The following is an 18,935-nucleotide window of genomic DNA, read 5'->3' as shown; positions in this document are numbered from 1 at the left end:
ATGAGAGGTAGGGCTTTCGTTGTCTTGTTATCCAGAACTTCCATGGCGTTTACTTTCAAACGTAGGTTCACTCGGAACACATATGACACACTGATATGATCGAATCTTAATTCATACACTCCGTAACGGAGTTCACACATTGATTATTTATTTGCATGAAAAGAGCAAGGAAAAGGCTGCCATCTATTTGGCAGCCTTTTTCATTGGGTTCATTTCATGATCACTCACTTCTTCCTTTCTTCTGATAATGCCAAATCCGCCCGATAAAAAAGAACATCACTGCAAACAAAATAGAAAAGACGAACATGTCCAAGAGTGTCACGCCACTATTTGGGTGCACAATGCCAAACCAAACCCATTGCAGAACAAAAGAGATAGCAAAATAACTGATGAATGCTTTCATGATTTTCCCCATTTCACTTATTTTTTTGACCTTTTAGCCACAACATCCAAATGAAGAAGGAAGCAATGACACACGTAAGCAAAGTGATGGGCGGCAAGGTATGCCAGCTAGTCAGCCCCTTTACAAAACACATATAAAAAAAGAAAATGGAAATGGATACGAGCACCCATTGCTTGAACCAACGAGGAACACGCAGCCAAGCCGCTAGAAAGATAGAAGATAGCTTATCCAATGAGAAAAACTCCTTTTTTGAATCTGATTGGATTTTATCGCAAACAACGAAGTTTGTAAAATATGGAATTCGAAGGCTGGAATGGTATTCTTCTAGCACGAAACATTCTCGCTGCATTGACGTATAAGATAAAGGAACCTCATGAAAGGAAGCGATCAAGTGAAAAGAATACCAGTGATTTTTCTACGATATATTGTCTTCTTTATTCCAGCGATCATTATCAGTTTCATGGTGTGGAACCATTACCAAGATGATTTGTCGGATGGGAAAGTAACAGAGTATGACGTCAAACGAATTTTTACATTTGATGAAGGAAAACGAGTGGTGAGTGCTGTATCAAAAGACCAGCAGCTCCATTTTGCAATGTATGATCCTCATTCAGGAAAAAGAATCAGTGAATGGACCACAGCAAGCGATCCGTTTAATGAAATGTGGCCATCCATTCAAGGAAACAATCTCTTACTTGCTTTAAAGAATAAAGACGGGCAACTGGTGATCGAGAAACTAACTCCAAGCGGAGAAAAGAAAGAGCTCGTTCAACAAAAAATAGAGATCCCCTCATTTTTAAAAACGAATACATATCAATGGAATGGACAGCTCGTGTTTACAGGAGAAATGGAAGGCGCCGCTGCAGTCCTCGGTGAGCTAAAGAATGGTCAGTTTCATGTGCACAATCTCAACGAGCTAAAGCTGCCAGCAAGGCCAGTCTCCATGGATGTCGTCATGAATTCCTTTAGAGGGCAGACGCCTATTCCTATATTTGAATTGACTTTGAAAAATGACCAGAAGGCATATGTTAGCGGTATCTCAAACGAGAAGCATCAGCTTGGTGTCTATGTCTCCAAAAACGCTGATCCGTTTAGCCTCATTGAAGATACAGTTGAGCAGAGGCTGCAAAAAAAGATTGGATCATCACAAAACTTTGCTGTCGCCGTAGAATCGAATTATCCAAAAAGGGCAAGGAAAGTGAATGCAGAGGGAAGGCTTGGGGAAGTCGTCCCAACACCAAAACCAATTTATCAAACCTATATCTACCAGCTTAATGAAGAAGAAGTTCTTATTGCAGGCTCTACTGCAAAGGACGAAGCAAAAGGCAAACTGACTGGATATATTTATAACCATCGCACGAATAAGGCGACGTCTGCCAGCAAGCTTTTTCAATCGTTGTCATATGAATCCTTACAAAGAGAAGAGCTCACTTTCAATAAAAATGTGAAGAGCGATTGGATCTATTATTCATTCGACAATCAATTAACGGGTGCATATGAGACGACGAGCAGCCAGCTAAAGGAATTTCCTTTGAAAAAAGTCATCTCAATCGAAAACGCGAGTCCTGCTCACCAAACGTCTGTTGACACCTTTATGCAATATGTCATGAAAGGCGGGCCACTCATTCTCAACTGGGCGATATGGCTGTTTATTCCACTACTGTTATTTGTACTAGCCATCTTCCTGCCGCCGATTTTGAGACTGGTGAGAAACAACAAGATTAAAGACAGTGTCACATTAGAAGCCAATATTGTATCTGTCAAAGAAACGGGCACCTACATCAACGAACAGCCGCTTGTCAAAATGCAGCTGCAATTTCAATATGATGGGGAAAACATCGAGAAGACGGTTAAAACAGTTGTATCCTTTACCCAGATACCGCAGCCGGGTCAGCGTATCGCCATTCTCTACAATCCGAAGAAGAAAAAAGCGATGCTCTTAAAAGAGGGGGACTTCTCACAGACAAGTGAGCCAAAGTTCATCAAAGGCGCTGTTTTAAGAAATATAGAATCATATGAAACCGTAGGACGAGGCACTGTCTTATCGCTTACATTTGAAGCAGATCAGAAAAGGTATACCATTCCGATGATTCAAGCCGCTGGTTTTGAATTTAGAAAAGGAGAAAAAGCCGATCTCGTCGCCATCAGCGGTCAGTTGAAAATGGCAGCCTATGGCCATGAAGTGCGGAATCGATCGGGGAAAGATGTGACGTTAACAGGAACCATTCAGCGAGTGAAGCAATATCCAGTCACGATTCATGGACAAAAGCCTGTCATGCTGGATGTGACGGTTTCAAGCGGAGATCAGTCTATTACAAAAACGGTCAGCCAATTCATCCCTGATCATATGCAGGTCGCACCAGGAACTCCAATCACGATCCAGACAAAGAAAGAAGAGCTGGATAGAGAAATCGGTCTCATGCAAGAGAAACAAGGAAGTGCAAAAGTGACCCATGTCGCATTTGCTGGCGTCATCGGCAACCAGCCGCTAGCAATCATTCAGATTGAGAGAGATGGCATGCTGTATGAAGTGAAACAGCCAATCGATCCAATGACTAGTGTACTGCCAGGTGATGAATTATGGGTGGCGTATGACGAAATGACGCGTCAAGCAGCCATTGTGAAATATGCATCAATTTAAAAAAGCGTTCCTTTAACAGAACGCTTCAGCGTGTAGACAAAGGGCTAAAACGACATTCGATTTAGCCCTTTTTTGATTAAGCCTTTGTATCATACTGGCGGAGCACCTTATCATAGGCGAAGTTGCCGAAAGGAATGAACGCTGCAAAAAAACCAGCGATGGACCATTTCAAATGCCAGCGAACTTTAAAAGTCACATATGCCAAAACAAGCATATAGATGACAAACAATGCGCCATGAAGAGAGCCTACAATGGTGACTGCCATCGGAATATCCGCAAAATATTTCAGAGGCATGGCAATTAAAAGAAGGGTTAAAAGAGACATACCCTCAATAAAACCCGCCTGTCGAAGACGGCTAATACTTGTATGCATATACAAATCCTCCTGTATAAAAGCTAGTTTCTCATCTTCTAATATAAACGAAAGATCGTCTGGACATGCTAAAATCTACGAAAAATTCAAAATATGTTCATGTAATGCTTAAAAAATGGGAAAAAGGAAAAATCACTTAATCCTTGTTTGTTTCAGAGAGTACTTGCTTTAAGTGCATCACATCATGTAATAAATGATCCGTCATCGCTTGAACGGCTTCTGTGGAGCGGCGCTCTTTCATTTCAGAATAAATGGCAGCATGCTCTTTTTGAATCGTCTCAGCACGCGCTCCGCCGCTAAAATGAAAGATACGGCAAAAATGAATGAGTGCATTCACATGATTCAATTGTTTACATAAGCGGTGATTGTGACTCGCTAGAATAATTTTTTGATGAAAGGCTTCATGTAACTGGACGATTTCTTTAGATGGCAGCTGCTGCTTGATTGCTCCGTCTGCCTGCTTGAGGACCTGCTCAATATCATCCAGCTCTCTTTGCGCGGCTTCCTTGCATGCAAGCTCAACAGCTAGCGTTTCTAGGGCGATTCGAACTTGATAAAGCTCCTCGACATCTTTTTCCGTTAACGTATAGACAGAGTAGCCTGACCGATGATCAGCGATCAAGAGCTCATCTTTTTCTAAAAGCCTCATCGCCTCTCTAACCGGTGATCGGCTTACACCAAATTGTTTGGCAAGCTGTGTCTCATTGATGCGTTCCCCTGGCTGAAACTGCCCATCAAATATCATTTGCTTCAGCTGTTCATAAAATTGCATATGGTATGGTGCTGGTCTTTTCATCTCGAATGAATTCATCCCGTCATTCCCTCATTTACACATCATCTTTTGTCTCATGTTATCCAAGTTTTTCCCTCTAGGCAAGCCTGCATCGGAAAAGTCAATATCGTACAATTCAAGAGAAAAAGGGTGTGCTACACTAATGATCAGTTCAGTGAAAGAGGGGATCGACATGAAAACACAAGAAGAACGAACGGTACATTTTGATCAGGACTTGCAATTAGAGGCGTATCGCTTTCATGGCATCATGCAAAAGTTCCCGAATCATTTTCATACATACTATGTGATTGGATTTATTGAGGACGGTCAAAGACGTTTGATCTGCCAAAATGAAGAATACATCATTGAAAAGGGAGACATCCTTCTTTTCAATCCATATGACAATCACGCATGCGAGCAGATTGATCACAGGACACTAGATTATCGTTGTTTAAATATAGAAGCAGATGTCATAGAGAAAATGTTTCAGCACAAGCCACATTTTAAAGCCCCTGTGTTTTCACAAAGTGAACTGACAAAGCCATTATATGATCTTCATCAAATGATCACAGAAGAAGCTCCAGCTTTGAATAAACAGGAAACGTTTTATTTCTTTATGAAGCAGCTGATTGAAGCCTATGCTGATACATCAGAGGAAAAAGCGTCAGCAGCGCATGCCGCCGAACAGAAAGTCCAAGATGTACAGCAATATATTGAAACATACCGCACGGAAAATATTTCGTTAGACGACTTAGGAGAGCTTGTGTCTATGAACAAATACTCCCTTCTTCGTGCTTTTACAAAGTACAGAGGGATCACGCCGTATCGTTATTTACAGACAGTGAGAGTGAACTATGCGAAGGAGCTTCTCGCCCAAGGAGTGAAGCCTGTAGATGCGGCAGTCTCCGCTGGTTTTTCTGATCAAAGTCACTTGAGTCATTTCTTTTCAGAATTTATTGGGCTCACCCCAGGGCAATATCAGCAAATTTTTGCAAAGCAGGTAACAGCAGATGAAAAATAAACAGCTGCTTGGTCATCTAGCGGCCATGTTCACTATTTTTCTATGGGGTTCGACCTTTATCTCAACCAAAATATTATTAACTGCTTTTTCTCCCACAGAGATATTATTTTTTCGCTTTTTTATTGGGTATCTGGCTCTGATGATGATCTATCCGGTCACCATGAAGGTGCAGCGTAAAAAGCATGAAGCGATGTTTGCGCTCGCAGGATTATGCGGTGTGGTCTTATACTATTTTTTAGAAAATGTCGCACTCACCTATACGTTCGCTTCGAATGCAGGTGTCATCAGTTCAGTTGTGCCATTCTTCTCATTTTTATTGGCTTATTTTTTATTGAAAGATGAGCCGCTGCATCGCCGATTTTTCATAGGCTTTTTTATCGCGATGACAGGCATTGTGCTGATTAGCTTTAATGGAATGACGACGTTCCAATTGAATCCACTCGGTGATGTGCTAGCATTAACGGCGACCATTGTCTGGGCCTTCTATTCTATTTTATCGAAAATGATCAACCAATATGGATACCATATCATTCAAGTGACGAGGCGTGTCTTTTTTTACGGCTTGCTTTGGATGCTTCCCCTGATCTGGCATTTTAAGATTCGTTTAGACTGGGAGCGATTGACGAACCCGTCGTTTGCCTTTCACTTGCTGTTTTTAGGCCTGTTCGCATCTGCCATTTGTTTTCTAACATGGAGCTTTTCGGTGAAAACGCTCGGTGTGGTGAAATCGAGTGTGTATATTTATGGCGTTCCTATTATTACAATGGTCATTTCAATGATCGTTCTTCATGAGAGATTGACCCTCATGTCTGTACTTGGAACGGCACTGACCTTAGGAGGACTGCTGCTTTCAGATAAAAAAGATGCGGGGAGGAAGAAACAGAAACCCTCGATGCTTTTCCAGGATAAACAGGCGCTTTGATCAAAAAAGCGTCTTTTGTCCATTGAAAGAACATGAACGCTCTAGTAAACTCAAATTTAAACGGTCGACGGTCGACCGATGATAAAGGGGGAGAAATGAATGAAGCATGTTTCAATTGCGGCGATACCAGGTGACGGGGTTGGGAAGGAAGTTGTACCTGAAGCCATACGAGTATTGAAAGCGGTGTCAGAAGTACATGGCGGTCTGTCTTTTACCTTTCAGGATTTTCCGTGGAGCTGTGAATATTATTTAGAGCATGGCGAGATGATGCCAAAGGATGGATTACATCAACTGAAAGCCTTTGACAGCATTTTCTTAGGGGCTGTCGGAGATGCCAATTTAGTGCCGGATCACGTATCGCTTTGGGGATTGCTCATTAAGATTAGACGTGAATTTGAGCAGGTGATTAACGTTAGACCTGCAAAACAGCTGAATGGTATACGTTCACCGCTTGCTCAGCCAAAGGATTTCGACCTTCTAGTTGTCAGAGAAAACGGTGAAGGTGAATATAGTGAAATTGGAGGCCGTATTTATCAAGGAGAAGATCAGCTTGCTGTTCAAAATGCAGTGTTCTCAAGAAAAGGGACAGAGCGTGCGATGCGTTTTGCCTTTCAATTAGCAGAAAAAAGACGAAAGCATGTGACGAGTGCAACCAAATCGAATGGGATCGTCCATACCATGCCTTTTTGGGATGAAGTGTTTCAAGACGTAGCAAAGGATTATCCAGAGGTGGCAGCAGACTCTCAGCACATTGATGCGCTCTCAGCCTTCTTTGTAACAAGACCAGAAAAATTCGATGTGATTGTGGCCAGTAATTTGTTTGGTGATATTTTGACAGATCTTGGGGCAGCCATTATGGGAAGTATTGGCGTAGCGCCTGCCGCCAACATCAATGTAAATGGCAAATACCCATCCATGTTTGAGCCTGTACACGGATCAGCTCCAGACATTGCGGGAAAAGGAATCGCCAACCCAATCGGTCAAATTTGGACTGCTAAGCTGATGCTTGATCATTTCGGAGAGGAAGAGCTGGGTACGCACCTTCTCAGCACCATCGAATCAGTCACAGCAGACGGCTTTTTAACAGCGGACATCGGCGGATCCTATCAAACACAAGAAGTCACAAACGAAATCATCAAACGATTGAAGAAATAATCCGTCATTAGAACCGCATCTCCACGTCTGCTATAATAAAAGGATGGATAGAAGAAAGAGATGTGAAATCTAGTGTCAAAAACAGTTGTATTAGCAGAGAAACCTTCAGTAGGACGTGACCTTGCGCGTGTGCTGAAGTGTCATAAAAAAGGAAATGGTTTTTTAGAAGGAGATCAATACATTGTGACATGGGCGCTTGGCCATTTGGTCACACTGGCTGATCCAGAAGGCTACGGAAAAGAATTTCAATCCTGGCGTTTAGAGGATTTACCAATCATTCCAGAGCCGCTTAAGCTTGTTGTGATGAAAAAGACAGGAAAACAATTCCAAGCAGTGAAAGCGCAGCTTGCGAGAAAAGATGTCAAAGACATTGTCATTGCAACAGATGCTGGACGTGAAGGGGAGCTTGTCGCAAGATGGATTCTTGAAAAAGCACATGTGAAAAAGCCCTTGAAACGACTATGGATCTCATCTGTCACGGACAAAGCCATTCAAGAAGGCTTCAAACGATTAAAAGACGGCAGAGAATACGATAACCTGTATCGCTCAGCAGTTGCACGTGCAGAAGCAGACTGGATTGTCGGCATCAACGCAACAAGAGCGCTGACAACCAAGTTCAATGCACAGCTTTCCTGCGGACGGGTACAAACACCAACGATTGCCATGATCGCCAAACGAGAAGAAGACATTCAGCAATTTCAGCCGAAGCCGTTCTATGGATTGATTGCACAAGTAGATGGACTGACTTTGACCTGGCAGGATGCCAAAACAAAGCAAAACCGGACATTCCAAGAGAATGTGATCAAAGAGCGCTTGGCAGCATGCGAAGGAAAACCAGCAGTGGTTGATGCGTTGAAAAAAACAGCGAAAAAAGCTTTTGCACCGGGCCTGTACGATCTGACTGAATTACAGCGTGATGCGCATAAACGCTATGGCTTCTCAGCAAAAGAAACATTATCTACGCTTCAGCGATTGTATGAGCAGCATAAGCTCGTGACATATCCACGTACAGATTCACGGTTTATTTCAGCGGATATCGTTCCCACATTAAAAGACCGATTAAAAGGAATGAACGTCAGACCATACGCGCAGCATGTGAACCGGATTTTACAATCAGGTGTAAAAGCGCACAAAGGCTTCGTCAATGATGCAAAAGTGTCAGATCACCATGCGATCATTCCAACCGAGGAAGAGCTGTATCCAAGTGCATTAAGTGATAAAGAGCGTAAATTATATGACCTTATTGCCAAACGATTCCTTGCGGTACTCATGAATCCTTTTGAGTACGAAGAAACAACGGTTATCACCAAAATAGGCAGTGAAACGTTCACAGCAAAAGGGAAAACCGTGCAATCAGCTGGCTGGAAAGCCGTGTACGATGATTCCTATGAAGAAGAGGAATCAGCCGAGGTGGATCAACATTTGCCGCTGCTTTCAGAAGGACAGTCACTAGCCGTACGACAGCTGAAAGAAACAAGAGGAGAAACGAAACCTCCTGCACGTTTTAATGAAGCGACCCTATTATCTGCCATGGAAAACCCAGCGGCATTTATGCAGAAAGAGGAAAAAGACTTAGTGAAAACCCTTGGTGAAACAGGTGGTCTAGGGACAGTAGCAACAAGAGCAGATATTATTGAAAAGCTGTTCAATAGCTTCCTAATCGAGAAAAAGGGCAAAGACATCTTCATCACATCGAAAGGAAAGCAGCTGCTCTCTTTAGTGCCTGAAGACTTAAAGTCTCCTGCGTTAACAGCGGAATGGGAACAAAAGCTTTCTAAAATCGCAAAAGGGCAATTGAAAGCTTCTCAATTCATGAGTGAAATGAAATTATATGCGAAACAAGCCGTATCTGAAATCAAACAGACGAACCAGACCTTTAAGCATGACAATGTCACTGGCACCCATTGTCCAGACTGCGGAAAACTGATGCTGAAAGTGAATGGAAAACATGGAACGATGCTTGTTTGCCAGGACCGGGAATGCGGCCATCGTAAAAATGTGGCGAAGAAAACAAACGCACGCTGCCCGAACTGTCATAAAAAGCTCGAGCTGCGCGGAGAAGGCGATGGCAAAATCTTTGCTTGTGTGTGCGGCCATAGAGAAAAACTGTCTGTCTTCGAAAAACGCAAATCTCAATCCAATCAAAAGAAAGCCAGTAAGCACGATGTGTCTAAATATTTGAAGAAACAAAAGAAAGTGGAAGAACCAATTAATAATGCACTAGCTGAACAATTAAAGAAATTAAAATTAGATCAATAGTTTTATAAAAGCCCGTGCGGAAACGCATGGGTTTTTTAGTTTTACCGAGCATATCGATATATTGTTTTTCTGAAAATGGGAATAAATGTGCGAAAAGACTCGTAATTTGGTATAAAATATTTATTTAAATTTATACAAAAACGCTCTATAATAAATCGTTAGATGCTTAGAGAACGGGGAGTTGAAAGGGGACACGAATGCATACACGCATATATCGTACAGCAATTGTTTTACTCATTGTCATTCTACTAGGCGGATGTACCTGGAAACAGCAGAAAGAATCAGCTGATCCAGTATCAACACAGCCTGTTTTGCCTGGAGAATATTTTATCACTCACCACTTAATGACAGATGAAGGCTTGATTCGTACCTCTTTTGCAGAGGAACATATCTACTTATCTGAATCACTTGGACTTTGGATGGATTATCTTGTTCGAAAAAAAGATCAAAATTTATTTGACCAACAGTTGAGTGTTTTACAAGAACAATTTTTACTAGACCATCATCTTCTCAGCTGGCAAATTGAATCTGAACAAAAAAGTAAGGCCAATGCTTTAGTTGATGATTTACGTGTAGTGGCGGCACTTCAAAAGGCAAATCGTTTGTGGAAGAAGTCAGCGTATCAAACGACAGCAAAAGAAATCGCTCAAGCGTTAAAAGAAAAAAACATGTTCAAAGGCATATTGTCCGATTACTATGATGCATCAACAAATCGAACTTCACACACAATCACACTCTCTTATATAGATCCAAAAGCAATCAAAGAATTGGAATCCCTCCAAATATTCACGAAACAAATGACCAGTAACCAATTAGCCATTCTAAAACAAGCACCGAGAAAAAAAGGATTCTTTCCTAAGTCCTATGACATAAAGAAAAAAACATATTCATTCGACCAAGAAATTAATATGATCGATCAACTTTATACAGCTTTACATGCACACCATGCAAAGGTAAATACGTCCGAGATCATGAAATGGCTTAAAACGTCGTTTAAACAAGAAGGAAAACTGTACGGAAGATACAAACTGAGCACATTGCAGCCATCTGTCACATATGAATCGCCTTCGGTATATGCACTCGTCATTTTGTATGCCCTTAAACAAAATGAGCTGAAATTCGCAAAGACTGTCTATCAACGCATGAAAGAATTACAAACCCAAGATCCTCTCAAGCCTTATTACGGAGGATACATGAACGAAAAAGAGACACACTCATTTGATAACTTATTGCCTCTAATTGCAGAAAGGGAGCTCCTAAATGAATCGGTTGTTCAGTAACACGTATCGCTTGTACTATTCTCTGCTCCTCACGTTTGCAGGCCTTATTTTGTTTATGGGCTACCTTAACGTACAAGATGCAGAGAGCTTTATGATCATCGCACTGACATTTGTCGTGTTAGGCTGCGGTATTTTATTTGGTATCCTACCAGCATTAATTTTCACATTACTGATTTTGTTCTTTATAGGAAGCGCCATGTTCTTTACAGAGCTTGGCCATGAAAATTCCCTTTTTTCAAATCAAACATTGCAAGATGTAGTGATTTGGGGCTTAGCACTTCTTTTTTTCGCTATTTCAGCGGGAAGCTTGCATGAACGGATTAATACGCTGCGTCACACCATTGAACAACAAAAGCAGGCCATCAAACAATTTGTGGCGATTGACTCGACAACAGGATTTGACAATGCTGAGCGGATGAAGCTCGAATTGTCTGAGGAAATGAAACGGGCAGAACGGTACAAACAGCCATTTGTCTTTATCCTTCTTCATATGAATTACGCAGCGGAATTCAAATCGTTATATGGAGAAAAAGAAATGCAGCACCTATTTCAGCAATTAAGTCTCAAGATCCGTGAAAGCGTAAGAGAAACCGATAAGAAATTTCGATTATCCGAAGAGCGAATGGGCTTGCTGCTAACTCACACACCAGAAGAAAACGTGTCAGTTGTCCTTGATAAGCTAAAGAATAAACTGCAACCGCATGTCCTGTTAAACGGTCGTGAAGTGACCTTGACATTTCATGTCTGTCATTTAACAAGCAGCTCGGATTATCGAACGCCAGAGCAATTTTTAGAAGAACTAGAAAACGAGATGATGATGAATGAACTTTAATTCTTTGATGAAATGTTGTTTGATGATCGCGCTTTTTTCGATTCTTTCGTTTAAACACATGGCTTCAGCCGATGCTCTTGTCACGCAGCCAAATACCCTGATCGTTTATTCCACACAATCGGATGAAGTGACTCCAGCCGTTCATATGCTGGATCTACTCGCCGGTCATTTTTCAAAACAGACGACGATTGTATCCGATGAACATTTGGCTGAAAAGAGGATCAATGAATTTCAGCAAGTCATTTATCTTGGTGAAATAAAGAGAACCTTGTCAAAACAAACCATTCGTGCGATGAACGAATCACAGCAATTCATCGCCATTGGATACAATGCGGAACAGCTTCGCCCATTCTCCAAGCTTACTTTTCACAAACAAGATCATATCAGTCAATTGAAACATACACATGATCAGACATACCGTCAGCTAGAGAGAAGTATCAATGTGTTAACGGTTCGAGGGGCGGACTTGGAAAATGAATTTCTAGTGAAGAAACGTCAATCTGATCTGCCATTTGTGACTCAAACAAAAGAAGGTGCAGCATATATCGGTATCTTAGATGTCATGCAGCACAACAAGCTTCTTGCAGAAGTGCTAGAAAAATACATGCCATCTTCTGCGCAAATGGCGACAAAATACTTAATGCTCGGGAACATCAGCCCAGCAAGTGATGAGAAAAAGTTGCTTGAACTTGGACAATACGTATCCGCACAGCATATTCCTTATCAAATTGCAGTGACCCCTGTTTGGATAGATCGAGCAACAGGTGATGAAGTCACACTGAGTGACCGCCCGAAGCTCGTGAATGTGTTAAAACAAATGCAAGAAAATGGAGCGAGTATCATTCTTCATGGCTTTAGCCGTACGTATCGAACGGAGGAATCTGGTCAGGGATTTGAGTTCTGGGATGCAAAATATGATCAGCCCATCGCGTCAAATGACCCCAAAAAAGCTGAGAAGAAACAAAGTAAAAGCCAATTCCCAAATGAAAAAGACTTTCATACGTATACCAAATCGTATCAGCAGCAAGAAATCGCCTATACAGAAGAAAAACTGACAAAGGGCATTGAGCTTCTTGCTAGGCAAGGCTTATATCCTCTTGCGTTTGAGGTGCCGCATGATGCGATATCACAACAAGGGTATGAAGTAATTTCAAAGCATGTGTCCAGTCTATTTGGACAGGTGCAGCTGTCAGACCGCACTTGGAAATCAGTCAGCGCATCGCCGCTTGTGACGTCTCCTGCCATGTTACATGGCATGACTTTATATCCTCAGCAGCAAGTTGAGCAAGCGTCTAATAAAGAAGGTTCAAATGTTTTAACTGAACAGACGATTCAATCCGTGCAGCATCTGCAATCAGCCGCAATGGGCCTGTCCTATGACATGGAGTTGGGGCTAGCAGGATTACAGGATTTGATCACACAGATGGAGGCAATCCCTTCTAGCGAATGGCTGGATGTAAAAAAAACAAAACAGACGGTCCAAACTGCACATGTAAAAATCCAAACATCACGGAATGGACATATTCAAGTAGAGGAATCCAACATCGCCGAAACAAAAACAATCAAACGAAGCGGCATGGAAAATATGCTGCGAATTCTTACAGTCGTGGTGATGCTATTTATTGCGGCATTTGCTTTATACACATTGTATTTAAGACTGACAATGAAAAAACGAATTTTTAAGGAGAGAAAATTAGGTGGCTGATGTCTTATTTTATCTTTCATTACTACTGATTTGGACTATGCTCCTATACCACATGTTTCTCATGCAGGGCGGCTTTCAGCATTACCTCACCTATGAAAAAGTGCTGCCTAAATGGACAAAACAAGGGAAAGAGCTGCCAACCGTCAGTATCCTGATTCCTGCTCATAATGAAGAAGTTGTCATTCGGCAGACGTTAAAAGCGATGGTCCAGCTATCTTATCCTAAACACCTCCTTGAAATCATTGTGATTAATGACAATTCCTCTGATCGCACAGGAGATATTGTGCAATCATTCAGTGAGCAATATGATCATGTCCATATGATTGAAACGAAGCCGCCATTTGCAGGGAAGGGAAAATCTACTGCACTGAATGAAGGATTGAAGGCTTCGACAGGAGAAGTGATTTGCGTATACGATGCAGATAACATGCCGGAACAAAAGGCTGTCTATCATTTGGTTCTTGGGTTATTGAATGATCCAAAAGCAGGCGCCGTTGTCGGGAAATTCAGAGTGATCAATGCAGCCCAAAATTTGCTGACCAAATTTATTAATATTGAGACCATCTGCTTCCAATGGATGGCGCAGGGCGGGAGATGGAAGTGGTTTGGGATTGCGACAATACCAGGCACCAACTTCGCTATCCGCAGGCACATTTTAGAAGAACTCGGCGGCTGGGATGTCCAAGCTTTGGCCGAGGACACCGAATTAACGATCCGTGTGTATAACCTTGGATATGTGATTCGATTTTTCCCAGCTGCGATCACATGGGAACAAGAGCCTGAGACATGGAAGGTCTGGTGGCGGCAAAGAACGCGCTGGGCTAGAGGTAATCAATATGTTGTACTCAAATTTTTAAGACAGTTTATGAAGCTGAAACGAAAACGAATGATTTTCGATTTGTTTTATTTCTTCTTTACGTATTTCTTATTTTTCTTCGGTGTTCTGCTCTCAAATGGCATCTTTATTGTGAACCTATTTGTTGACCTTCACTTATCTGTAGGGGCTGTCGCACTGATCCTGTGGGGATTAGCCTTCTTCCTCTTTCTAACAGAAGTGATGATTACATTAAGTATTGAGAAAACAGAGCTCACCAAACAAAACATTCTCATTGTGGTCCTCATGTACTTCACCTATTCTCAAGTATGGATTGCGCTTGTCGTGTACTCCTTATGTGTAGAGGTGAAGAGCCGATTATTGAAACAAGAAGTGAAATGGTACAAAACGGAGCGTTACGATCAACAACAAAAGAAAAGCGGGTGACAAATTGAAATCGGTCAAATGGATGATTTTTATATTAGCGCTATCCCTTGCCATTCAGCCTTTTTTCATGGCAAGTCAAGCAATGGCGCAATCCAATCGAGTACAAGTGAAAGACGATTGGGTTCGCTCATCAAAAGGAAGTCAAACAGAAACGCAGCATCTATCAGAAGATGTGGTGACCTTGTATGGACAAGAAGACCGCACTGAATTTTCCTATCAAATGGAGAAAGAAAAAGTAGAGTCTAGCACTCTTACATTAAATATAGAGGCTTCACCATTACTCATTTCGCCATCGTCTTTCACAGTGATGATCGATGGAGAGATTGAAAAGACAATCCCTGTATCAGGGAAAAACCAAAAAAAATCGATTCAAATCAAATTGAACAAAGCGCAATTGAAAAAAGGATCTCATCAAATTCAGCTCGCATTTTATGGTGTGTTAAAAGAAGGTGTGTGTATCAACCAAGAGACACCTGCCAATTGGCTGAAAGTATATCCTGAAAGTGAGCTGGCGTTCAAAGGAGCTCAAACGAAAGACGTGACGTTAGACAGCTTCCCTTCACCTTTTATTCCATCAGGTGAGCAGAAAGAACAAACAGATATTGTGATTCCAAATACACCGGAAGCGGCTGAATTAGAAGCGGCTATGAAAATCTATCGTACGTTGAAAAACAAAGACCGTCTAGCAGACCTCAAACTCGTTCAAGAAAAGGACCTCAAGCAAATTGCGCATCCAACCATTGCTGTGGGAGCAAAAGGAAGCTGGAAAGGACGTATGAAATCGATCGAGCAAGCTGCGGGCATTAAAACAGAAAGCAATCAACTTACGTTAGCGGTGAGAACCCTGACAGCAAAGAAAAAAGAACAGCCCATTTTATTTGTCTCTGCTGAACAGCCAAGGACAATTGCTGAAAAAATCAATGTCCTGACTCAACCAGAACTGACGGGTCAGCTCACTGGTATCGACTTGCTGCTACAAAAGGTGACAGCTAATGCTTCTAAGCCATCGCATCATATTCGTTTAATAGATTTTGGCGGAGATGATGTCACAGTTGGAACCAAAAAGACGGCATCTGATCACTACTATTATCCGAAAGCATTAATCGCTCAACAAAAATCAGGTGCAAAACTAAATCTATCATTTAAAAAATCGGATCCAGCGAACAAAGCGGAACGTCTAACAGTGATGATCAATAACGAACCGCACGACATACCGTTAACAAAACTAGGAAACAAAGATGAGAATGGATTCTATCATGTGTCCATTCCAGTAGACTCGCAAGTACTTCAAAAGAACGAGTATGTGGACTTGCAATTTGTCACAACGGGTTTTAAAAGCATGGAATCGTGCAGACATACGGATGAAGAAGGCTGGATTTACATTGACAAGAACAGCTCTCTTCAAATACCAGAAGGAACAAATAGTGATACACCGGATTTAGCCGCATGGCCGCTTCCTTACACTTCAAAAACGCAGCAAGGAAACACATTGATCATCATGCCAGATCAAATCAAGCAAGCAACGATCAATCAAATGGCGATGCTGACAGAATCATTTAGTCAGCCGGAAGCTGCTCAATATCATTTGATCAAAGCATCGAATGTGACAAATGAACAATTGAAAAAGAACTCTCTCATTTTCATCGGTGGCATCCAGACATTCTCTCTTTTAAAAGAAAAAGCAGACGATCTCATCGTTCCGGCGAAAAAAGGTCAATATGATGTATCCTCATTTGGCATGATCAACGAAACAACAGCTCGTATTGTATGGACGCAGCCATCTGTATGGAATAAAGAACAAACCATGACCGTTTTTGCAGGAATGACGGCAGCTGACGCTGATGTATCAAATGAAGTGATACGTTTCCTTCAAACAAATACGGAGACCGCAACAGTTGCAATAGAAAGCAAAAACAAAGAGATGTTCTCTAATCACCAAACAGTCAGCAGCACAACAAATGATCTGAAAAAAGGTAAAAAGCAAGGCGGTGGTGAGTCTTGGATTTACTTTGCGTGTATCGCTGTACTGATCATTTTTGTGGTGATGATGATTGTTTATTTCGTACGAAAAAACCGCAAAAAGACTGATTAATAAACGGTCAAAAGACCTCGAAAAAATCTCTTTACTTTGGTGTCAAACGGGAGTATGATCTCTTTTATAAAAGACCAATCGCTGAATCATTTCGATGAGCGGGGGAACCAATTGTGGTGGAAAGCACCACGTGGGGTGAATCCTTTTTAGGTAGGGCAAAGTCTCATGCGCCCGAATCCGTCAGCTAACCTCGTAAGCGTTAAAGAGAGCAAAGACCAACCTGTGATCTAAACAATAGACACAGGGGCATTCTATTGCCTCTGTGTCTTTTTGGCGATCCATCTTTTGTAACTTAAATCGTTTGACACTAAAGGAGCGGGCATCACATGTACAGTTTGATGAAGCGTATTTTAATTGGTAAACCATTAAAATCACAGGCAGCAGGAGAACAAAAACTATCAAAAATCAAAGCGTTGGCATTATTGTCATCAGACGCATTGTCATCAGTTGCATACGGTACAGAACAAATTTTAATTGTTCTTTCCGTGGTTAGTGCAGCAGCATTTTGGTACTCACTCCCGATTGCAGGTTGCGTATTAATTCTTTTAATGGCGTTAATTCTATCTTACCGCCAGATCATTTATGCTTATCCAGAAGGCGGAGGGGCATATGTCGTCTCTAGCAGAAACTTAGGTGAAAAACCAGGATTGATCGCTGGAGGATCATTGCTTGTAGACTATATTTTGACTGTAGCAGTAAGTATATCAGCAGGTACTGATGCCATCACATCGGCTTTTCCAGCACTATATCCATATCATGTCTTGATCTCAATTGTATTGGTCATCGTAATTATGGTGCTCAACCTTCGTGGATTGACAGAATCGGCATCTATTTTGGCTTATCCTGTCTACTTGTTTGTATTTTCACTCCTTATCTTAATTGGAGTAGGTGGCTTCAAATTATTAACAGGAGGCGTACCGCCAGCACCTGAGCATGCAGCGGTAGGCACACACGTACAAGGCATTACATTATTTCTGTTATTAAAAGCTTTTTCATCTGGCTGTTCTGCTCTGACTGGAGTAGAAGCCATTTCAAATACCATTCCATCCTTTAAAAAACCGGCTGCTCAAAATGCAGCAAGAACATTATTGATGATGGGTGGATTACTAGCCGTTTTATTTGTGGGAGTCACATTGCTTGCGTTTGGTTTTGGCATCTCGCCAAAGCCAGAAGAAACGGTTGTATCACAAATTGCATCAGACACTTTTGGACGTACGTTTTTCTATTACGTGATTCAGGCTGTCACAGCGCTAATCTTAATATTAGCGGCAAATACCGGCTTTTCAGCCTTTCCATTATTGGCTGTCAATTTAGCAAAGGATAAATATATGCCGCGTATGTTTACTGTAAGAGGAGACCGGCTTGGTTACTCCAATGGCATTATCTTTTTAGGCGTAGCCTCTATGCTGCTCATCTGGTTGTTTGATGGGAAAACAGAACACCTCATCCCGCTATATGCTGTCGGTGTGTTCATTCCATTTACCCTGTCGCAGACCGGCATGTGTGTGAAGTGGATTCGAGAAAAACCGCAGGGCTGGAAAACGAAAATGCCAATCAATATCGTCGGAGCACTGATTTCTTTTACAGTTTTCATGATACTCATTTTGACCAAGTTCCATCTCGTATGGCCAGTATTCGTTTTCATGCCTATTGTTCTATTTATCTTTCATTCCATTAAAAAGCATTACCTGTCTGTTGGAGAACAACTGCGTTTATTGAATGAAACAGAGCCTGTTGAGATTAAAGGGAATGTGGTCATCGTACCGATAGCAGGTGTAACACGTGTCGTCGAACAATCTGTCCAATATGCAAGGTCTTTGTCAGATCAAGTCATAGCGGTTCATGTATCCTTTGATAAAGAAAAGGATAAGAAAATTGAAGAGGATTGGGAAAAACTAAACAGCGGTGTACGGCTTGTGATGCTGCATTCTTCCTATCGAAGCCTCATTCACCCGCTTGATAAATTTCTTGAAACCATTGAGGCAAAAGCAAATGCACATCAATATAAAGTGATGGTGCTCGTGCCTCAATTTATCCCGAAAAAAAGATGGCACACCATTTTGCATAATCAATCTGCCTTTTTATTAAGATTCCGCCTATTATGGAAGCGTGATATTGTGGTGGCGACCCTTCCATATCATTTTAAAAAGTAGCAAAAGCAAGTTGAAACGTTTGATCAAAAGGATGCGGTGGTATGGAGTAAGAAAAAAGGAGTTTTC

At 41.7% G+C, this 18,935-nt stretch carries 15 protein-coding genes and 1 riboswitch; of the genes, 11 read left to right on the top strand and 4 right to left on the bottom strand.

Going from position 1 to position 18,935, the window contains the following annotated elements; all coding sequences use genetic code 11:
• Positions 1-220: 220 nt before the first annotated feature.
• Together C6Y03_RS11295 and C6Y03_RS11290 are read right to left on the bottom strand one after the other, a co-directional pair.
• Entirely contained in the window at positions 221-403 is a 183-nt protein-coding gene (locus tag C6Y03_RS11295; protein WP_066031787.1) for a hypothetical protein, read from the bottom strand.
• 13 nt (positions 404-416) lie between these two features.
• Entirely contained in the window at positions 417-635 is a 219-nt protein-coding gene (locus C6Y03_RS11290) for a hypothetical protein (protein WP_060595569.1), read from the bottom strand.
• Positions 636-794: 159 nt separating this feature from the next.
• Here C6Y03_RS11290 and C6Y03_RS11285 point away from each other — a divergent pair, with 159 nt between their 5' ends.
• Positions 795-3,044, top strand: a complete 2,250-nt coding sequence (locus C6Y03_RS11285; RefSeq protein WP_223260753.1) for a hypothetical protein — start codon at positions 795-797, stop codon at positions 3,042-3,044.
• 76 nt (positions 3,045-3,120) lie between these two features.
• Here C6Y03_RS11285 and C6Y03_RS11280 read toward each other — a convergent pair whose 3' ends face one another.
• Together C6Y03_RS11280 and C6Y03_RS11275 are read right to left on the bottom strand one after the other, a co-directional pair.
• The gene (locus C6Y03_RS11280; protein WP_034664017.1) at positions 3,121-3,417 is read right to left on the bottom strand and encodes a DUF3817 domain-containing protein; all 297 of its coding nucleotides are present in this window, start codon (positions 3,415-3,417) and stop codon (positions 3,121-3,123) included.
• A gap of 136 nt (positions 3,418-3,553) precedes the next feature.
• A complete protein-coding gene (locus C6Y03_RS11275) occupies positions 3,554-4,228 on the bottom strand; it encodes a GntR family transcriptional regulator (RefSeq protein WP_060595571.1) in 675 nt (224 codons plus the stop codon).
• A 154-nt stretch (positions 4,229-4,382) separates the two neighbouring features.
• On the opposite strand from C6Y03_RS11275, the gene C6Y03_RS11270 reads away from it, so the two are divergent.
• The 10 genes from C6Y03_RS11270 (at position 4,383) to C6Y03_RS11225 (ending at position 18,869) form a co-directional block, all read left to right on the top strand.
• Positions 4,383-5,210, top strand: coding sequence for a helix-turn-helix domain-containing protein (locus tag C6Y03_RS11270; RefSeq protein WP_106039311.1), 828 nt, complete (start codon positions 4,383-4,385; stop codon positions 5,208-5,210).
• On the top strand, positions 5,200-6,132 hold the full coding sequence (locus C6Y03_RS11265) for a DMT family transporter (protein ID WP_060595572.1): 933 nt from the start codon (positions 5,200-5,202) through the stop codon (positions 6,130-6,132). The genes C6Y03_RS11270 and C6Y03_RS11265 overlap by 11 nt, the downstream gene beginning before the upstream one ends.
• A gap of 99 nt (positions 6,133-6,231) precedes the next feature.
• Entirely contained in the window at positions 6,232-7,287 is a 1,056-nt protein-coding gene (locus C6Y03_RS11260; RefSeq protein ID WP_106039310.1) for a tartrate dehydrogenase, read from the top strand.
• A gap of 72 nt (positions 7,288-7,359) precedes the next feature.
• Entirely contained in the window at positions 7,360-9,546 is a 2,187-nt protein-coding gene (locus C6Y03_RS11255; protein ID WP_106039309.1) for a DNA topoisomerase III, read from the top strand.
• A 197-nt stretch (positions 9,547-9,743) separates the two neighbouring features.
• Positions 9,744-10,826, top strand: coding sequence for a glycosyl hydrolase family 8 (locus tag C6Y03_RS11250; RefSeq protein WP_106039308.1), 1,083 nt, complete (start codon positions 9,744-9,746; stop codon positions 10,824-10,826).
• On the top strand, positions 10,807-11,658 hold the full coding sequence (locus tag C6Y03_RS11245) for a GGDEF domain-containing protein (protein WP_106039307.1): 852 nt from the start codon (positions 10,807-10,809) through the stop codon (positions 11,656-11,658). The genes C6Y03_RS11250 and C6Y03_RS11245 overlap by 20 nt, the downstream gene beginning before the upstream one ends.
• Positions 11,648-13,363, top strand: coding sequence for a DUF2334 domain-containing protein (locus C6Y03_RS11240; protein WP_106039306.1), 1,716 nt, complete (start codon positions 11,648-11,650; stop codon positions 13,361-13,363). Before C6Y03_RS11245 ends, C6Y03_RS11240 begins: the two co-directional genes overlap by 11 nt.
• A gap of 37 nt (positions 13,364-13,400) precedes the next feature.
• Positions 13,401-14,624 (top strand): glycosyltransferase family 2 protein, encoded by a 1,224-nt coding sequence (locus tag C6Y03_RS11235; RefSeq protein WP_249117116.1) that lies wholly within the window; start codon positions 13,401-13,403, stop codon positions 14,622-14,624.
• Positions 14,625-14,628: 4 nt separating this feature from the next.
• Positions 14,629-16,716 carry a cellulose biosynthesis cyclic di-GMP-binding regulatory protein BcsB gene (locus C6Y03_RS11230; protein ID WP_106039305.1) on the top strand — a complete coding sequence of 696 codons (2,088 nt, stop codon included), beginning with the start codon at positions 14,629-14,631 and terminating at the stop codon, positions 16,714-16,716.
• A gap of 69 nt (positions 16,717-16,785) precedes the next feature.
• Positions 16,786-16,930, top strand: a riboswitch (cyclic di-AMP (ydaO/yuaA leader).
• A gap of 112 nt (positions 16,931-17,042) precedes the next feature.
• Positions 17,043-18,869, top strand: a complete 1,827-nt coding sequence (locus C6Y03_RS11225; RefSeq protein WP_034663998.1) for an APC family permease — start codon at positions 17,043-17,045, stop codon at positions 18,867-18,869.
• The last annotated feature ends 66 nt before the right edge of the window (positions 18,870-18,935 follow it).

This window comes from Bacillus sp. LNXM65 (genome assembly GCF_002998575.1).
Lineage (GTDB): Bacteria > Bacillota > Bacilli > Bacillales > Bacillaceae > Bacillus.
The sequence above is the reverse complement of the archived record's forward strand: the minus strand, read 5'-3'. Positions and strand labels throughout refer to the sequence as shown.